Source organism: Paraburkholderia fungorum, from assembly GCF_003610895.1.
Classification (GTDB): Bacteria; Pseudomonadota; Gammaproteobacteria; order Burkholderiales; family Burkholderiaceae; genus Paraburkholderia; species Paraburkholderia fungorum_B.
Genome location: NZ_MCAS01000056.1, coordinates 200,350 through 218,472, shown reverse-complemented (window position 1 = coordinate 218,472; position 18,123 = coordinate 200,350). Strand labels below are relative to the sequence as shown.

The following is an 18,123-nucleotide window of genomic DNA, read 5'->3' as shown; positions in this document are numbered from 1 at the left end:
GGCGGCAAGATATGGTTATGAGAAGCCCTCTCCAGAACCTCCAGAATCAGGCTCAACCCCGCTTGACACAAGGGTTTCGGCCAATTCTAATGAGTCGGCTCGGCGTTGGCCGCCAGCCGCGTGATGCCAGGTGCTATAGAGCACCGTCACGATTGCCATAAACATTCTCGGGGGTTGGAATGAATAAAACGGAATTGATCGATCACATTGCGCAGCAAGCCGATATTTCAAAGGCCGCGGCGGGCCGTGCGTTGGATGCGGTGATCGGCGGGGTCAAAGGTACGTTGAAGAAAGGTGGTTCAGTGACGCTGGTCGGCTTCGGTACGTTCGCCGTGGGTAAGCGTACCGCGCGTACGGGGCGCAATCCGCGCACCGGCGCCGCGATCAAGATCAAGGCAGCAAAGGTTCCTAAATTTAGGCCTGGCAAAGCTCTGAAGGATGCGCTAAACTAATGGGCTTGCTGCTTGAGGGATGCAACGTAAATCAGGCAGCAAAGCTGCAGGACCACACTGATTCGTGAAACGGGTGCTTAGCTCAGTTGGTAGAGCGGCGCCCTTACAAGGCGTAGGTCGGGAGTTCGAGCCTCTCAGCACCCACCAGTTTCAGAATCGGGCAAGTGTTTCAGCGCAGTTGAAGTATAAGGAGTGGTAGTTCAGTCGGTTAGAATACCGGCCTGTCACGCCGGGGGTCGCGGGTTCGAGTCCCGTCCACTCCGCCAGTATCCTCGAAAGGCGAACTACGGTTCGCCTTTTTTATTGCCCGCTGTTGTAAGATCGGGCGTTCTGTTTTTGGCACTCCTTTACGCATGCTCGATTTTTTCCGCAATCACAAACGCCTGATGATGTTCATGCTCATCCTCGTCATTGTGCCGGGGTTGGGTTTTGTGGGCATTCAGGGCTTCCGCGGCTTCTTTGACGAAAGTGCAAACGTCGCCAGCGTCAACGGTCACAAGATCACGCGCGCGGAGTACGACGACGCGATGCGTCAGCAACTCGACCGTGCCCGTCAGATGCTCGGCGCGCAGTTCGATATGAAGTCGTTCGATACGCCTGAGCGCCGTCGCGAAATGCTCGACGGTCTGATCGAGCAGCGTGTGCTGGCCGACGAAACACAACGCCTGCATCTGACCGCATCTGATGACGCCGTGCGCCGCGTGCTGCTGAACGATCCGGTGATTTCGTCGCTGAAGAATCCTGACGGCTCGATCGACGTCGACCGTTACAAGCAGTTGCTCGCGATGCAGGGCATGACGCCCGATCAATACGACGAACGTGTGCGTTACAGCCTCGCCACGCAACAGTTGCCCGGCAGCATTCAAGGCAGCGCCTTCACGTCGAAGACCCTCGCGCAGCATTTGACCGAACTCGCCGAACAGCAGCGCGAAGTCCAGGGTCTTGCGTTCCATCCGCGTGACTACGCCGCCAAGGTGCAACCAACAGACGCGCAGCTGCAGGCTTACTACGATGCGCATCGCAACGATTTCGCCACGCCGGCAACGGCTACGATCCAGTACCTGGTCATGTCGCCGGCAACCTTGTCTGCGTCCGTGCAACCGGGCGACGCCGATCTGAAAAAGTACTACGACGACAACATCGCGCATTACCGTGTTGACGGTCAGGTGCGCGCGAGCCATATCCTGATCTCCGCGCCGAAAGATGCCAGCGCGGCTGACAAGGCCAAGGCAAAGCAGAAGGCCGAAGAGGTGCTCGCGCAAGTCAAGGCGCATCCTGACCAGTTCGCGCAGATTGCGCAGCAGGACTCGCAGGATCCGGGTTCGGCGTCGAAGGGTGGCGATCTGGGCTACTTCGGCCGCGGCATGATTGCCGGTGGCCAGGCGTTCGACGACGCCGTGTTCGCGCTCAAGAAAGATGAGATCAGCGGCATCGTGCAGACCGATTTCGGCTATCACATCGTCAAGGTCACGGACGTGAAGCCGGCCGTCACCAAGCCGTTTGACGAGGTAAAGGATCAGATCGCACAAGACCTGAAGACGCAACTCGCGAGCAAGGCATTCAGCGACGATTCGGAAGGCTTCACGTCGATCGTCTACGAGAAGGCGAAGAGCCTGCAGCCTGCGGCCGACAAGTACAAGCTGCAGTTGCAAACGGCCACCGTGACACCGCAGCCGGATCCGAAGCTGCCGCCTGACAGCCCGCTGAACAATGCGAAATTCCTGGCTGCTGTCTTTGCAAACGACGCAGTCACCGCGCGCAACAATACGCAAGCGATCGACGTCGGCGGTAATACGCTGATCGCGGCTCGCGTGACCGATTACAAGGCTGCGGCAGTGCCGGCGCTCGACGCCATCAAGGACGCGGTACGCCAGAAAGTGATCGCGGTTCAGTCGAACGAAGCCGCTCACAAAGACGGCATCGCGAAGCTGGCGGAGTTCGACAAGTCGAAGTCCACGGCAGGTTTCTCGTCGCCGCTGAAGGTTTCGCGTAACGACGCGCAAGGCGTGCCGCCGGCTGCATTGAGTGCAATCTACAAGGCAGACGCGCAAAAGTTACCTGCCTACGTTGGTGTGGATCTGGGTGACGACGGCTATGCGATCTATCGCGTGAACGCAGTGGTTGCAGGCGCCACGATCGATCCGCAGCGTTTGGCTGCTGCGCAGCAGCAGATTGCGCAGGTGGACGCCCAGTCCGAAGCGCAGGCCTACGTCGAAGCGCTGCGTGCCCGTTCGAAGGTGAAGTTCTACGGCTCGCTCGACAGCAGCAATGCTCAGGCGAACGGTGATTAACACTCGGGCCCACTCGCCGCTGCGCGCAAGCGCAGGCAGATGAAGTGCACAGCACAAAAAAGCCCCGCAATTTGCGGGGCTTTTTTATTTGACGCGTGCAACTCGTCAACGGGTTGGCATGAGAACGAGGCTTGTTATGCCGTCATCCGCCTCGTGCCTGGAGGCACCTACAGGCAAGCGCTAATCGAGCTGGTGGCATCGCTGCCTGCAGCGCCTTTGGCGCGGAACCCGACCCACGATCCCGGCCCGGTATAGGACGGGCGTACGACGGCGGCAGCGCCGTCAGGCGGCTGCTGGCCCGGCACATAGACATCCACGGCCTGGTCGTTCGCCAGTGTGTCTTGCGAGACGACTTGCTGTTGCGAGCTATCGGCCCACTTTTGCGCGATGCATGTAGCGACGGCCTTCGGCGGTTGCTGGCTTTGACCCACGGATTGGACGCCTGCAGGCGGTTGAGCGGCGCAAGCAGAAATTGCCACGGTCAAAGCGATTAACGGTAAATATTTCACGTTATCTCCTCAGAAGTCGCTCAGAATCGAGCCGGGTTACGCGGGATTACGAAAGTGTCCGAACGACCTTGCCGATCCGCGTTCCCCAATTACCGGAAACAAGTTGTTAGCGAGCTTTTCAGTGCGGCGAACTTGTGCGAAGGAGTGGCTTGACAGCCGGCCACACGTTGTTCAGTAGCACTGGCTGTGCCTGCTGCGTGGGATGGATCTGATCCGCCTGAAACATGTCCGGTTTGTCGGCGATGCCGGCCAGCAGGAAGGGCACGAGAGGCACGCGCAATTGCTTCGAGAGTTCGCCGTACAGGCCGTGGAACTTTTGCGTGTAGTCGGGGCCGTAATTGGGTGGCACATACATGCCAACCAGCACGACCTTCGCGTGGCTTTGTTGAGCCTGCTCGATGATCGTACGCAGGTTGTCTTCGGTGGTGGCAAGCGGCACGCCGCGCAAGGCATCGTTGGCGCCTAGCTCGACGATCACGATGCTCGGCTTGAGGCGCTGCAGGAGCGCCGGCAAGCGAGCCCGCCCGCCGCTCGTGGTATCGCCGCTGATGCTTGCGTTGGCAACGCTATAATCGATTCGCTCGTCGGTGAGGCGCTGGCGCATCAAGGCAACCCAGCCAGTGTCACGGGGCAAGCCGTATTCGGCCGAGATGCTGTCGCCGAGCACGACGATCACCGGCCTGGCCTGTTCAGGCGCGTTGGCCGCATGGGCTGGGAAGGGCAGCGAAAACAGGGTTGCGGCCAGCACGGCCGGGCCGAACACCGTAGTCAGCGCAAGCGCGCGAGGCGCTACGGCGCGCACTTTCAACCTACGCTTCACCATGCTAAACAAAACTGATCCAGTCATTGACGTGCGGGGTTTGTGCAAGAAGGTTAAGGATGCAACGGGCGAACTGACGATTCTCGAGGACATCGATCTTGCTATCGAAGCCGGCAGCAGTGTGGCGATCGTCGGTGCATCCGGGTCGGGCAAGTCTACGCTGCTCGGCTTGCTCGCAGGATTGGACAGCGCGAGTTCGGGCTCGGTTCGGCTGCTCGGCCGCGAACTCACCGAACTGAACGAAGACGAACGCGCCGCGTTGCGCAGCGGTTCGGTTGGTTTCGTGTTCCAGTCGTTTCAACTGATGCCGCATTTGACCGCGCTCGAGAACGTCACCTTGCCGCTCGAGCTGCAAGGCGGCATCGGCACGCGCGAGGCCGCGGCGCGTGCGCGCGGGCTGCTCGAGCAGGTGGGGCTTGCCAAGCGCACGGGGCACTATCCGAAGCTGCTGTCGGGCGGTGAACAACAGCGGGTCGCACTCGCGCGAGCATTCGTCACGCATCCTGCAATCCTGTTTGCTGACGAACCGACCGGCAGTCTCGATGCCGCCACTGGTCACGCAGTGATCGATCTGATGTTCGAGATGAACCGGGCGAACGGCGCCACCTTGATTCTCGTCACGCACGACGTCGAACTGGCGCGCCGCTGCGATACCACGGTGACCATCGAAGCCGGGCGTCTGGCTTGACCAACCGGCGGCGCATGCCTTTGATGAGTACCGATAGAAACCGGTAGCCATCACATCACACCGGCAAAAAAAAGCGGGCCGCAAAGGCCCGCTCTTCTTTTCAGCTCACCCTAACGTTTCATTGCTTCAACGCGGCACGCGCTCGCGCGATCAAGGCCGACGTCGATGAATCGTGCTTCTTCTCATCGACGCTCGCCGAGGTCAGATCCGCCTCGACCACTTTGCCGAGAATCTTGCCCAACTCGACGCCCCATTGATCGAACGGATTGATATCCCATACCGATGCCTGGACCAGCACCTTATGCTCGTACAGCGCGATCAATGCGCCGAGCGAACGTGCGGTGAGCGCGTCGACCAGCAACGTCGTGGTGGGACGGTTGCCGGGAAACACGAGATGCGGTGCCAGTTCAGGCTTGTCCGCGCCGGCCACCTTCTTCGCTTCTTCGAGCGTGCGGCCGAGCATCAGCGCTTCACTTTGCGCGAAGCAGTTCGCGAGCAACTTCGGATGATGACTGACGAGCGGATGCTCCGGCGTCAACACGGCGATGAAGTCGATCGGCACGATGGTCGGGCCCTGGTGCAGCATCTGGAAGAACGCATGCTGCCCATTGGTGCCCGGCTCGCCCCAGGTCACGGCGGCAGTCGGGTAGTCGACCATCGCACCATCGAGGCGCGCCGACTTGCCGTTGCTCTCCATCTCGAGTTGTTGCAGGTACGAGGGCAGGAAATGCAGGGCCTCCGAATACGGCGCGACCAGATAGCTTTGCGAGCCAAAGAAGTTGCGATACCAGATGCCGATCATGCCGAGCAGCACCGGCAGGTTTCTGTCGAGCGGTGCGTCGCGGAAATGCTGGTCCATCTCGTTGGCGCCTGCCAGCAGTTCGTCGAACTGCTGCGGTCCGATCGCGATCATGATCGACAGACCCACCGCCGACCACAGCGAATAACGCCCGCCGACCCAGTCCCACATCTCGAACACATTCTCTTTCGCGATGCCGAACTTGACCACCTCGGAAGGATTGGCCGATACGCCGACGAAGTGTTTCGCCAACGCACTCTCCGGGCAACCTTTCTCGATGAACCAGTCGCGCAGCGAGCGCGCGTTGGTCATGGTTTCGAGCGTGGTGAAGGTCTTGGAGACGATGATCGCGAGCGTTTCTTCCGGATCGATCTGCTGCATCACGTTGTACAGATCCGCGCCGTCCACATTCGACACGAAGTGCGTGGTGATCTCGGGCGTGGCCAGATGATGCAGCGCGTGCACGACCATCTTCGGCCCGAGGTCCGAGCCGCCGATGCCGATGTTCACGACATAGCGAATCCGCTTACCAGTGTAGCCGGTCCATGCGCCGCTGCGCACCTGGTCGGCGAACGCGGCCATTTTGGCGCGTTCGGCGAGTATTTGCGCATGGAAGGGCGCGTTCGGATCGGTGGCGCGCAGCGCGGTGTGCAAGGCGGCGCGGCCTTCGGTCGGGTTGACGACTTCGCCCGCGAACATCGCGTCGCGGCGTTTCTCGACGCCGGCTTCGCGCGCGAGTTGCACGAGCAGTTTCAGGGTTTCGTCGGTGATGCGGTTCTTCGAGAAATCGGCCGCGAGACCGCCGCCCGCGAACGCAAAGCGCTCAGCACGGGTAGGGGCGGGATCGTTCTCGGGGGCGAACCAGTCGCGCATGTGCGCATCGCGAATCTTCTCGTAATGCGTTTGCAGCGAGGACCAGGAGGGGAGCGAGTTCTGCGTCATAGCGTCCGTCTAGCGAAGGGGCAAGAAGAATGGCGCGCGCGTGAAGCGCTGCCGAGGATGAAGCAACGATGCGGTTAGAGCGATGCCGCGCGGCCGGGTTCGCGGCGGCTTGCCATGAAGCTTCGCGAGCCTGCCGCGTGATCGAACCGGCTTGCTGAAGTTTCGTTGCAACCCGCGATGACCCGACGCCCGGCGCAGTTAATCAGTATAGCGGCGTTGTGTGACGGGTGACAGCCGGGCGGCAGCAGTTTGGGCGTTGCGGGCACACTGTGGGATGCGTCGATTCAATCGGCCGCTGCCGGGTAGAACATACGGTTTAGCAAAGTCCGCACCATCGGGGCGAGTTCACCTGCCGTCAAGCCCGCTGGGCCGTGGCCCTGCGCGCTCAGCGTGTCGGCGGCGAGGCCGTGCAGGTAGACGCCCGCGAGCGCGGCTTCGTAGCGCGGCAGATGTTGGGCGAGCAACGCGCCGATGATGCCGCCGAGCACGTCGCCCGTGCCGCCGGTCGCGAGTGCGGCATTGCCGGTCGGGTTGATCGCGAGGCGGCCGTCCGGCGCGGCGATCACGGTGCCCGTGCCTTTCAGCACGATCACGCCGGCAAAGCGCGCGGCCAGTGCGCGCGCGGCGGCGAGGCGGTCGCGTTGCACCTCGCGCACGTCGGTGCCGAGCAGGCGCGCGGCTTCGAGCGGATGCGGCGTCAGCACGCACGGGTCGCCCTGCACGCCGCGTGCGGTGACTGCGGCGGCGAGCGACGGGTCCGTCGAAATCAGATTGAGCGCGTCCGCGTCGAATAGCTTGGGCACGTCGAGCTGCAACACGTCGTGCATGACACGTGTGGCGCGATCGCGCAGACCCATGCCGCAGCCGACGGCCAGCGCGTCCATCTTGTCGAGCGGCAGTGCGTCGAGCGCATGCAGCATCAGTTCGGGATGCGGCGGATCGTAGGGCGGGGCGCCCTCGCCAAGCAAGGCGACATGCACTTTACCAGCGCCGCTGTAGAGCGCCGCACGCGAGGCGAGGATCGCCGCGCCGCACATGCCGGTGTCGCCGCCGACCACGGCGAGGCTGCCGAACGTGCCTTTGTTGGTGGCGAAGTCGCGCGCTGGCAGGAAGGCGGCGAACAGCGCGGGCGCGTTGAGTTGCACCGCTGCGCGGGAGGCGCTGTCCACGCCGATTGGCGCCACCGTTACCCTGCCGGCGAGATCGCGCCCCTGTGCGGTGAAAAGGCCGGGTTTCGCACCGATAAAGGTGATCGTGTGGGTGGCGTGGACGGCGGAACCATCGCTTTGGTTTTCGCTTCGGCCGCTGCCCTGGTCACGTCCCTGGCCGACTACCGTGCCGGTGTCGCTGTCGAGACCGCTTGGTGTGTCGAGCGCCAGAACGCCGCCTTTTCTGGAATTGGCTTTCGTGCGTTGCGTGAGTTGGCGGGCGATGGTAGCAAAGATGCCTTCCAGGGGGCGGCTCAGGCCGATGCCGAACATGCCGTCCACCAGCCATGTATAGCTTTCCAGCGATGCCGGCGGCGCCGTGGCAATGGCTACGCCTGCCGCCCGAGCCGTGTCGAGCGCCCAGCGGGCGTCATCCGGTTTGACTTCAACCGGCATGCACAGGTCGACGGCAATGCCGGCCTGGTGCAGTTCCGTGGCCATGATCAAGGCATCTCCGCCGTTGTTGCCCGGGCCGGCGACGACCCATACCTTGTGCTTCGATTTTTCGGTCGAGGTATCGCGGGTGATCTGTTCCTGCAGGTAGCTCGCGGCGGCTTTGCCTGCGCGGGACATCAGGGTGTGCTGAGGCAGTGTTGCCGCAGCCTGGGTTTCGAGGAGCCGCAGATCGGTTAGCGTGAGCAGCGGCAAGGCCCGGTTTCGCGGGCTGATCAAGGTCGGGAGCGTGGATTCGGGCGCTGTCATGGCGAGGCGTGGACTTCACCTTGGACAAGGTGAGGAAGCTTGAGGAGCCACTATGGTAGTGCCGATATGCCCCGGGCGGGCGCCATCCTGGCGTGTGGCGGGTTTGTTATTGCCTGATTGGCGCTGCTCGGGCTTGACTGGCATTGCCCGGCGCGAAGCAACCCCTGCTTTTTCCGCTTGCGCCTCGTTCGGCCCGCGCCAGGGCGGGTCCGCCCTTTATTGGAATCGGTCCGCGCGCAACGCTGCCAGCGTGTCCGCGGGGACCTCGGGGGTCTTGCCCGAGATCAGGTCGGCGATCAGTTTGCCCGCACCGCAGGCGAGCCCCCAGCCGGCGGGTCCGTGACCGGCGTTGACGAACAGACGCGGATGAAGCGCGTTGCCGATCACCGGCAGGCCGTCCGGCGACAGCAGTTTTACGCCTTCCCACGGCAAGGCCGCGGAGATCCGGGCGGCGCCCGGGATCCAGTCGTGCGTTGCCTGGCCCAGCAGCGCCAGCGCTTCTCTCGTCAACGCCTCGCCGAGCGGCTTGTCGATCTGCGCGGCGCTTTGCAGAACCGCGCCGCCCGCAACCCGCAGACGATGATTCATGCGGCTCACCGTAATCCGCTTGACCGCATCCACAATCGCGACGTGCGGTGCGCATTCCTCATGCGCAATCGGCGCCACCAGGTTATGCAGGCGCAACGGATGCAGCGGCAGCCGCAGCCCCAGGCGTTCGAGCAGCGGCAGGCTGCCATAGCCCGCGGCAACGACGATCGCGTCGGCGTTGATCACGTCGACTTCGCGTGAACGCGCCGCGGCGGAACCAGCGCCCGGACGTGGCGCCAGTTCCACCGAGGCGCGCTGGCCTTCGAGGCGGATCGCCGAGACTTCGCAGCCCAGCATGAATTGCACGCCACCCTGCGTATCGAGGGTCTGCTTGATCAGTTTCGCGAAAAGCGGGCAGTTGGCCGTGCGCTCGTGGTCGAACAGCACGCCGCCGGCAAATTTCGGCTCGGTTCGCACGGAATGCTCGAACGCGGCGCATTCGGCCGGCGTCAGCACGTGGTGCGGGACTTCGTATTGGCGCAGCAGATCGAGCGCGGGCTGTGTCTGCTGCCACTCCTGCTCGGAGCGCACCAGATAGAGCAGGCCGCTCGCCTGTTCGAACTCCAGGCCGAAGCGCGCTTCGATATCGGCCATCGCCTCACGGGACGCTTCGATCAGTGGACGCAGACGCGCGTACTGGCTGCTGAACGCCTCGGGCTCCTGCAAAGCGGTCAACTGTTTGACGAACTGGCGTGCCGGCCCGTTAAAACCGGCCTTGCTGATCACGCCGTTTTTGGCGCCCTGGCGGCTCGCCATGAAAGTCGGGCCGAACCAGACGTCGAGCGGGGTCGGCAGCACGGTGCCGCCGTGCCCATAGGTCGCGCCTTGCGCGACCGTTGCGTGTCGCTCGACGACGCATACCCGGTGGCCGGCCGCGCGCAGTTGATAAGCGGTAGCGACGCCTGCAATCCCGCCGCCAATGACGATGACATCCATGATCTGATTCGATTTGCCGGCGGGACGCCGAAACGCCGCGTTCCCGGTAAGCGTGGCATGCGGCGCGTTGCCCGGCTTTGCTCAGGCCGCTCGCGCCGATCTGGTGAAAGGCCGAATGATAGCAGTCAAACGGATGGCTCTGCCACGCGGGCGCGACGCCGAAGCGCCGCAACGACGCGCCCGGGCCGCCACCCGGAGCCCACCAAAACCCGGGTGCGAAGCCCGTTGGAAGCCCGTTCCCGGGGTATAATCCCGGACTTCCTTTCCGCCTCACGTCGCCTTCACGCGCGACTCATCGGCATCATTAGCGACGCAACGTCAAGTCCATGGCCCACTTCTCGTGTTTCCCCGGTGCTTCGGCCCTTTCCGATTTCCGTCAAACCCGCCTGCTCGAAACGCTTACGCGTATCGACGCCAACATCACCGGCGTGCGCGGGCAGTACCTGCACTTCGTCAACGCGCAAACCCCGCTGTCCGTGGAAGACAACGCGAAGATCGAAGCGCTGATGCACTACGGCGATCCGCTCGAAGAGACCAAAGAGCGCGGCACGGCCGAAACCTTCCTCGTGGTGCCGCGCTTCGGCACGGTGTCGCCGTGGGCCAGCAAGGCAACCGATATTGCCCACCTCTGCGGCCTGACGCAGGTGCGCCGCATCGAGCGCGGCGTCGAGTACACGGTCACGCTGAAAAGCGGGCTGCTGGGCGGCAAGAAGGCACTCTCCGACGAAGCGCGCGCGGCCGTTGCCGCGGCGCTGCACGACCGCATGACCGAGAGCGTGTCGCCTTCGCGTGAGCACGCGCTGCATCTGTTCGACGAGCTGCCGGCCAAGCCGCTGCAAACCGTCGACGTGCTGGGCCATGGCCGCGGCGCGCTGGAAGCAGCGAACACGGAACTGGGCCTCGCGCTCGCTGACGACGAAATCGACTATCTCGTCGACGCTTTCACGAAACTCGGCCGCAACCCGACCGACGTCGAACTGATGATGTTCGCGCAAGCCAATAGCGAACACTGCCGCCACAAGATCTTCAACGCGGACTGGACAATCGACGGCGAGAAGCAGGACATCTCGCTGTTCAACATGATCCGCAATACGGAAAAGCTGAACCCGCAGGGCACGATCGTCGCGTATTCGGATAACTCGGCGATCATGGCGGGCGGCGTGGCTGAGCGCTGGTTCCCGCGCACGGCGGCTGAGCCTGGCGAGAATGCGTTGCCCGAGCACTACCGCCGCAACGTCGAACTGACGCACACCTTGATGAAGGTGGAGACGCACAATCACCCCACCGCGATCTCGCCGTTCCCGGGTGCCTCGACCGGCGCCGGCGGCGAAATCCGCGACGAGGGTGCGACCGGCCGCGGTGCGCGTCCGAAGGCGGGTCTGGCGGGCTTCACGGTGTCGAATCTGGAGTTGCCGGACGGCGTCGAAGCATGGGAAAACGCCCGTGATGCCGCGCAACCGCTCGCACACCGGAACCCGGACGACAAGTACGAAGCGTACGGCCGTCCCGACCGCATCGCGTCGCCGCTGCAAATCATGATCGACGGCCCGCTCGGCGGCGCCGCGTTCAACAACGAATTCGGCCGGCCGAACCTGGGTGGCTATTTCCGTGCGTACGAACAGAACGTCGCGGGTCTCGTGCGCGGTTATCACAAGCCGATCATGATCGCAGGCGGCATCGGCAATATCTCCGATCAGCACACGCACAAGCACGATTTGCCGGAAGGCTCGCTGCTGATCCAGATCGGCGGCCCGGGTATGCGCATCGGCATGGGCGGCGGCGCCGCCAGCTCGATGGCGACCGGCACCAACACCGCCGAACTCGACTTCGACTCGGTCCAGCGCGGCAATCCGGAAATCGAGCGCCGCGCGCAGGAAGTGATCAACGCCTGCTGGCAGCTTGGTGAGAAGAACCCGATTCTGAGTATTCACGACGTGGGCGCGGGCGGTCTGTCGAACGCGTTCCCGGAAGTGGTGGACGGCGCCAGCAAGGGCGCGATCTTCGATCTGCGCAAGATCCAGCTGGAAGAGAGCGGTTTGTCGCCGCGCGAAATCTGGTCGAACGAGGCGCAGGAGCGCTACGTGCTGGCGATTGCGCCGGCCGATCTGCCGGCTTTCGAAGCCATGTGCAAACGCGAGCGTTGCCCGTTCGCGGTGGTCGGCACGGCCACGGCCGAGCGTCAGTTGAAGGTGATCGACTCCGAGGCGAACCGCGATGCCGCGCACGAGCCGGTCGACATGCCGATGGAAGTGCTGCTCGGCAAGGCGCCGCGCATGCACCGTGACGTGAAGCGCGTCGAGCAGAAGCTCGAACCGGTGGATGTCACCGGCATCGCGTTGTCGGACGTCGCACTCAGCGTGCTGCGCCATCCTACGGTTGCCAGCAAGTCGTTCCTCATCACGATCGGCGACCGCTCGGTGGGCGGCACGACGGCGCGCGACCAGATGGTCGGCCCGTGGCAAGTGCCGGTGGCCGACGTCGCCATCACGACAATGGATTACGCGGGCTTCCGTGGCGAAGCGATGACCATGGCCGAGCGCGCGCCGCTCGCCGTGATCGACGCGCCCGCGTCGGGCCGCATGGCGGTCGGCGAGGCGGTCACCAACATCGCGGCGGCGCCGATCGCGTCGCTCGACAAGCTCAAGCTGTCGGCAAACTGGATGGCCGCATGCGGCGCAGCGGGCGAAGACGCCGCGTTGTACGACACGGTCAAGGCCATCGGCATGGAGCTGTGCCCGGCGCTCGGCATCAGCATTCCGGTCGGCAAGGATTCGCTGTCCATGCGCACCAAGTGGGAAGACCGTGGCGTGGCGAAGGAAGTGGTCGCGCCGGTCTCCTTGATCATCTCGGCGTTCGCGCCGGTCGAAGACGTGCGTCGTCACCTCACGCCGCAATTGCGCCGCGCGAACGAAGTGGGCGATTCCGTGTTGATCGCGATCGACCTCGGCCGCGCGAAGCATCGTCTGGGCGGCAGCATTCTCGCGCAAGTCACGCAGCAGGTTGGCGACACGGTGCCGGACGTCGACGATCCCGAAGATCTCAAGCGTTTCTTTACCGCAATCCAGTCGCTCAATAGCGACGGCAAGCTGCTCGCGTACCACGACCGCTCGGACGGCGGTTTGTGGGCGACAGTTTGCGAAATGGCATTCGCGGGTCACGTCGGCGTGTCGCTGAACGTCGACATGCTCGTGCTCGATCCGAACCATGAATCCGATTACGGCGACGCGAAAGACTGGGCGAAGCAGACCAGTGGCCGTCGTGATGACCGCACGATCCGCGCGCTCTTCAGCGAGGAACTCGGCGCGGTGATCCAGGTGCGCGCGGCAGACCGCGACGCGGTGCTGGGCACGTTGCGCGAACACGGCCTGTCGGCGTGCTCGCACGTGATCGGCAAGATCAACGAGCGCGACGCGATCGAAGTCTATCGCGATGCAAAGAAGATCTACGAAGCACCGCGCACCGAATTGCATCGGGCATGGAGCGAAGTGAGCTGGCGTATTTCGCGGCTGCGCGACAACCCGGCTTGCGCCGATGCCGAATACGACGCGCTTTCCGACGCCGCCGATCCGGGCATTTCGCCGGTCCTCACGTTCGACCCGTCGCAAGATGTCGCTGCACCGTTCGTCGGCAAGGGCGCCCGCCCGCGCGTTGCGATCCTGCGTGAGCAGGGCGTGAACTCGCACCTCGAAACGGCTTATGCATTCGACCGCGCCGGCTTCGATGCGCATGACGTGCACATGAGCGATCTGCTGGCGGGGCGCGCCAATCTGGCGGATTTTGCCGGCGCGGTGGCGTGCGGCGGTTTCTCGTACGGCGATACGCTGGGCGCCGGTGAAGGCTGGGCGAAGGTGATTCGCTTCAACTCGCAATTGGCCGACATGTTCGCCACGTTCTTCGGCCGCGAAGACACGTTTGCGCTAGGCATCTGCAACGGCTGCCAGATGATGAGCAGCCTTGCATCGATGATTCCGGGTGCCGAAGCCTGGCCGAAGTTCACGCGCAACAAGTCGGAGAAATTCGAAGCGCGCTTCTCGCTGGTCGAGGTGCAGGCTTCGCCGTCGATCTTCTTCGCCGGCATGGAAGGCTCGCGCATTCCGGTGGCGATCGCGCACGGCGAGGGTTACGCGGACTTCTCACAGCAGGGCGATGCGTCGAAGGTGGCCGTGGCGATGCGTTTCGTCGATCACCGTGGTCAGGCAACGGAGCAGTATCCGTTCAACCCGAACGGTTCGCCGGACGGCATCACGTCGGTTACGACACCCGATGGCCGCTTCAGCGTGCTGATGCCGCACACCGAGCGCGTGCATCGCGCGGTGCAGATGAGCTGGCATCCGGAAGGCTGGGGTGAGGGCGGCACGGACGCAAGCCCGTGGCTGCGCGTGTTCCAGAACGCACGCCGCTGGCTGGGTTGATGGTGTTGTAATGCAAACCGCCGCGTTATCTGTGCGTGGCGGTTTGCCGGTGCTGTGGCAGTTGCAAACCGAAGCGGGTCTATGTACGACTCCGCCTCGTTGCCGTCACCAGATTGGCGACATTCAATTTGTATCCGCTCAGGTACGAAAAGTCGCGATACCCGCACGCTCGGTGTTGCTCGTATCCGCTCGGGTACGAAATAGCCACACAGCCTTCTCAGTCCATGGATTCGTACCCGAGCGGGTACGAATCTGGGCCTCTATCTCTATCTCATGGCATAATATTCCCGAGCGGGTACGAACGGCCGGGAGGTAGAGAATGCGTCAGTCTGAGATTTACATCAGCGGCATGACGGAGTTGGGCGATCTTGTGCGGGCATCAAGGCTCGCACAAGGGCTGACGCGCGACGACGTGGCCATTGCCACGGGCCTGTCCCCGAAATTCATTACGCACATCGAGGCGGGTAAGCCGACCGCCCAGATCGGCAAGGTGCTCCACCTTCTTGGCGAACTGGGCATCACGCTGCGCGCGCAGGTTTCCGTGGATATTCCACCGGCCTTGGCCACCAAGGCCCTTCAGCGCCGACGGGCTGCTCATGGCAGCTAGAACGCTCGTTGCCTACGCGAATGGCCAACGCGTTGGCGCCGTGAGCGATGAAAGCGGCATCTGGTCATTTGCCTACGACGAGAACTGGCTGGGTCGGGAAGACGCATTCGCGCTTTCACCCGCTTTTCCTCTGCATGCCGGGCCTTTCGTCGACGGGTCGAGCCACAGGCCGGTGCAATGGTTCTTCGACAATCTTTTGCCCGAAGAGGAAATGCGCACGGCGCTCGCTCGTGAAGCCAAAGTCAATGCGAGCGACGCGTGGGGGTTGCTTGCCTATTACGGCCGGGAGTCGGCAGGCGCCCTGACGCTGCTCGCCGAGGGCGAGCGCGAGGCATCCGCCGGTTTGCAGCCGCTGTCGTACGCCGAACTTGAGGCTCGCATTCAGGCCATGCCGCAGCGCGCGCTCAGCACCACCGCGCCCAAACGTATGTCCGCGGCGGGTGCCCAACAAAAACTGCTGCTGTCCTTGCGAGGCCACGCGCCGGATTACGAGCTCGTCGAGCCCGTGGGCAATGAGCCGTCGATGCACCTGCTCAAGCCGGATATGCGAAGCACAGGCTATCCTCATTCAGCGATAAACGAGTTTTTCTGCATGCGCCTCGCGCAAGCGCTGGGCGTGCACGTGCCGCCTACACATTTCCTGCGCGTACCCTCGGCCTGCTATGTTATCGACCGTTTCGATCGCGATATGGCTGCGGAGCCCGTACGACGCCTGCATACGGTCGATGCAATGCAGCTGTTGAACTACGACCGTCATTTCAAATATCAGAATGCGACGGCGCAGATACTCAGGGATGCTATCGAAACAACCGGCACGCGGGCAAAGGCACGTCTCGATGTGTTCCGATGGGCGGTTTTCAACGTGTTAATCGGCAACGCGGATTCTCACCTCAAGAATCTCTCATTCTTCGTCAATGCCCGCGGTTATATGCTGGCGCCGTTTTACGATCTGGTGAGTACGGTCGTCTACCACACGCCGACCTACCAGCCGAATCAGCGGGACCGTTGGCCTCAGTGCGACCTGACAATGCCCGTTGGAGAGGCCACCCAGTTTGCGGACATTTCCAGAAAGAACATGCTTGCATTCGGCGAAGCGCTTGGCCTCCAGCCCAAAGGCTCGGAAAAATTGCTCGATGAGATGCTCGCCGTTGTCGACGCCAGGGTCGCGGAGACCCGCCGTACCGTCGACGCCATCGCCGAGCCGAATGCCGGCGAAGTCCGGCTGCTCGACTCGATCGTTGCGATGCCGCTTGCGGAGATGAGCAGGGCGCTGCGCAAGTGAGTGGGCGCCCCCGCAGGGCAGTCAATCCCTCATGAAGCCCGCAGAAACAAAAAAAAACCGCCCGAGGGCGGTTTTTTCTGAAGCCACGAAAAACGCTTACTGGATTTTCGCGTTCTTACGCAGACCTTCTTCGAACGCCTGCAGCTTTTCCTGCTGGATCTGCTGCACGATCTGCGGGCGCACTTGCTCGAGCGGTGGCGGCGTGACGTCGCGGATGTCGTCAACGCGGATGATGTGCCAGCCGAACTGCGTATGCACCGGCGTATCGGTCATCTGGCCCTTCTGCAGATGCGTGGCCGCGTCAGCGAACTCAGGCACATAGGCCTTCGGGTCCGACCAGTCCAGGTCGCCGCCGTTCTTGCCCGATCCCGGGTCCTTCGAGTATTGCTTGGCGAGGTCTTCGAAGCTCGCACCGCCCTTGATCTTGGCGATCAGGTCCTTGGCTTGCTGTTCGTTGTCCACCAGGATGTGGTGCAGGTGATATTCCTTGCCACCCGCGTCCTTGATCAGTGCGTTGTAGCGCGCAGTGACTTCGGCGTCGCTCGGCGCGTTGTTCTTCACGAAGTCTTCGATCAGCGCACGCAGCACGACGGTTTGTTGCGCGACGGCGATTTGCGCCTTGATGTCCGGACGATTCGGCAGGCCGCGGCGCAGTGCTTCCTGCATCAGGATTTCGCGGTTCACCAGTTCTTCACGCACGGCCATTTGCAATTGCGGCGTGTTTTGCTGGCCTTGATGAACCAGCTGATCGATCAGCGCGTCCGCGCGTGATTTCGGAATCGGCGTGCCGTTCACGACAGCGATGTTCTGTGCAAATGCAGGTGCGGCCGCAAAGGCAGCCAGCAGTACCCAAAGATGGGTTTTCTTCAAGGTCATCAGAAATTTTCCTAGCGGGGCAACAAAGCGAATTCTTCGGGCGTATACGCCGTGATTGCAAGGGCGTGAATGCCGCGCTGCATGGCATCGGCCAGCGCATCATACACCATGCGATGCCGCGCCACGCGGGCTTTCCCGGCGAATGCGGCAGCCACGATCGTGACAGTGAAATGACCGCCGGCGGAGGCGCCGGCGTGGCCCGCGTGCTGCGCGCTGTCGTCCGTGATCTGGATCGAGGCGACCGGCGCGAGCGCGGCGGTGAGGCGCGCCTCGATCAGCGCGGCGCGCTCGGCGGTGGTGGCGTGCATGAACACGTCGCTAGTCATGTCATTCTTCCTTCATATACTTCGACAGCCACAAACTCTGTCCGACGATGAACACCACCAGGCACCCGGTCGCGCCGAACAGCTTGAAATTGACCCACTGGTCGGTCGTGTAGTTGTACGCGACGAACAGGTTCACCAGGCCCAGCAGCACGAAGAAAATCGCCCAGACGATATTCAGCTTGCCCCAGATCGCGTGCGGCAGCGTGATCTGCTTGCCCATCATCGCTTCGATCAGGTTCTTGTTGAAGGCCAGTTGCGAGACGATCAGCGCGACCGAAAACGCCCAGTACAGCACGGTCGGCTTCCATTTGATGAAGGTGTCGTTGTGCAGCACGAGCGTGGCGCCGCCGAATACGGTGACGACGCCGAGGCTCACCCACAGCATCGGATCGACTTTACGGTGGCGAAAGGCCACCCACGCGATCTGCACCAGCGTGGCAACGATCGCCACTGCCGTCGCGGTGAAAATGCCCCATATCTTGAAGGTGACGAAAAACAGGATGATCGGGAACAGATCGAACAGGAATTTCATTATCTGGTCGGGAATTCGGAGAGTGGGTCGGACGGTGGGTCGGAAAAACGGTCGGGAAAACAGGGACACGGCGCGGGGCGCCCGGTGGCAGGGATGGCACAAATCCGCCGCGGCAGCCAGAGCGGCGCGTTGCGCCATTCGTAGCATGATTGC

Annotated in this window: 14 protein-coding genes and 2 tRNA genes; 8 read left to right on the top strand and 8 right to left on the bottom strand. The window is 63.0% G+C overall.

Going from position 1 to position 18,123, the window contains the following annotated elements; translation table 11 throughout:
* Nucleotides 1-179 precede the first annotated feature (179 nt).
* The 4 genes from BCY88_RS34900 to BCY88_RS34885 all read left to right on the top strand — a co-directional run bounded on the left by BCY88_RS34900 (nt 180) and on the right by BCY88_RS34885 (nt 2,743).
* Nucleotides 180-452: an HU family DNA-binding protein gene (locus tag BCY88_RS34900; protein WP_007585907.1), complete on the top strand. Its 273-nt coding sequence runs from the start codon at nt 180-182 to the stop codon at nt 450-452.
* 71 nt (nt 453-523) lie between these two features.
* A tRNA-Val gene (locus tag BCY88_RS34895) sits at nt 524-599 on the top strand.
* A 42-nt stretch (nt 600-641) separates the two neighbouring features.
* Nucleotides 642-718: transfer RNA gene (locus BCY88_RS34890), tRNA-Asp, on the top strand.
* 87 nt (nt 719-805) lie between these two features.
* Nucleotides 806-2,743 (top strand): SurA N-terminal domain-containing protein, encoded by a 1,938-nt coding sequence (locus tag BCY88_RS34885; RefSeq protein ID WP_120348642.1) that lies wholly within the window; start codon nt 806-808, stop codon nt 2,741-2,743.
* A 167-nt stretch (nt 2,744-2,910) separates the two neighbouring features.
* Here the strand turns inward: BCY88_RS34885 and BCY88_RS34880 are convergent, their stop codons facing one another.
* Nucleotides 2,911-3,252 (bottom strand): hypothetical protein, encoded by a 342-nt coding sequence (locus tag BCY88_RS34880; RefSeq protein ID WP_120348641.1) that lies wholly within the window; start codon nt 3,250-3,252, stop codon nt 2,911-2,913.
* A 118-nt stretch (nt 3,253-3,370) separates the two neighbouring features.
* Complete coding sequence (locus tag BCY88_RS34875) at nt 3,371-4,075, bottom strand: arylesterase (protein WP_120348640.1); 705 nt, start codon at nt 4,073-4,075, stop codon at nt 3,371-3,373.
* On the opposite strand from BCY88_RS34875, the gene BCY88_RS34870 reads away from it, so the two are divergent.
* Nucleotides 4,074-4,760 (top strand): ABC transporter ATP-binding protein, encoded by a 687-nt coding sequence (locus BCY88_RS34870; RefSeq protein ID WP_120348639.1) that lies wholly within the window; start codon nt 4,074-4,076, stop codon nt 4,758-4,760. The two genes, BCY88_RS34875 and BCY88_RS34870, sit on opposite strands and share 2 nt — an antisense overlap.
* A 118-nt stretch (nt 4,761-4,878) precedes the next feature.
* Here the strand turns inward: BCY88_RS34870 and pgi are convergent, their stop codons facing one another.
* The 3 genes from pgi to BCY88_RS34855 all read right to left on the bottom strand — a co-directional run bounded on the left by pgi (nt 4,879) and on the right by BCY88_RS34855 (nt 9,935).
* On the bottom strand, nt 4,879-6,501 hold the full coding sequence (pgi, locus tag BCY88_RS34865; RefSeq protein WP_120348638.1) for a glucose-6-phosphate isomerase: 1,623 nt from the start codon (nt 6,499-6,501) through the stop codon (nt 4,879-4,881).
* A gap of 284 nt (nt 6,502-6,785) precedes the next feature.
* Nucleotides 6,786-8,411 (bottom strand): NAD(P)H-hydrate dehydratase, encoded by a 1,626-nt coding sequence (locus BCY88_RS34860; RefSeq protein WP_120348637.1) that lies wholly within the window; start codon nt 8,409-8,411, stop codon nt 6,786-6,788.
* Nucleotides 8,412-8,627: 216 nt separating this feature from the next.
* A complete protein-coding gene (locus BCY88_RS34855) occupies nt 8,628-9,935 on the bottom strand; it encodes an FAD-dependent oxidoreductase (protein ID WP_120348636.1) in 1,308 nt (435 codons plus the stop codon).
* Nucleotides 9,936-10,261: 326 nt separating this feature from the next.
* Between BCY88_RS34855 and purL the strand changes: the two genes are divergently transcribed.
* The 3 genes from purL to BCY88_RS34840 all read left to right on the top strand — a co-directional run bounded on the left by purL (nt 10,262) and on the right by BCY88_RS34840 (nt 16,236).
* Nucleotides 10,262-14,347: a phosphoribosylformylglycinamidine synthase gene (gene purL / locus BCY88_RS34850; RefSeq protein WP_120348635.1), complete on the top strand. Its 4,086-nt coding sequence runs from the start codon at nt 10,262-10,264 to the stop codon at nt 14,345-14,347.
* A gap of 319 nt (nt 14,348-14,666) precedes the next feature.
* Entirely contained in the window at nt 14,667-14,954 is a 288-nt protein-coding gene (locus tag BCY88_RS34845; protein WP_120348634.1) for a helix-turn-helix domain-containing protein, read from the top strand.
* Nucleotides 14,944-16,236, top strand: coding sequence for a HipA domain-containing protein (locus tag BCY88_RS34840; protein WP_120348633.1), 1,293 nt, complete (start codon nt 14,944-14,946; stop codon nt 16,234-16,236). The genes BCY88_RS34845 and BCY88_RS34840 overlap by 11 nt, the downstream gene beginning before the upstream one ends.
* 96 nt (nt 16,237-16,332) lie before the next feature.
* On the opposite strand, the gene BCY88_RS34835 is transcribed toward BCY88_RS34840, so the two are convergent.
* From BCY88_RS34835 to BCY88_RS34825, 3 genes are read right to left on the bottom strand one after another with little or no spacing between them, the layout of a single operon-like run.
* Complete coding sequence (locus BCY88_RS34835; RefSeq protein ID WP_120348632.1) at nt 16,333-17,112, bottom strand: peptidylprolyl isomerase; 780 nt, start codon at nt 17,110-17,112, stop codon at nt 16,333-16,335.
* 11 nt (nt 17,113-17,123) lie between these two features.
* Nucleotides 17,124-17,438 carry a BolA family protein gene (locus tag BCY88_RS34830; RefSeq protein WP_028196576.1) on the bottom strand — a complete coding sequence of 105 codons (315 nt, stop codon included), beginning with the start codon at nt 17,436-17,438 and terminating at the stop codon, nt 17,124-17,126.
* A gap of 1 nt (nt 17,439) precedes the next feature.
* Nucleotides 17,440-17,970, bottom strand: coding sequence for a septation protein A (locus BCY88_RS34825; protein ID WP_120348631.1), 531 nt, complete (start codon nt 17,968-17,970; stop codon nt 17,440-17,442).
* Nucleotides 17,971-18,123 lie beyond the last annotated feature (153 nt).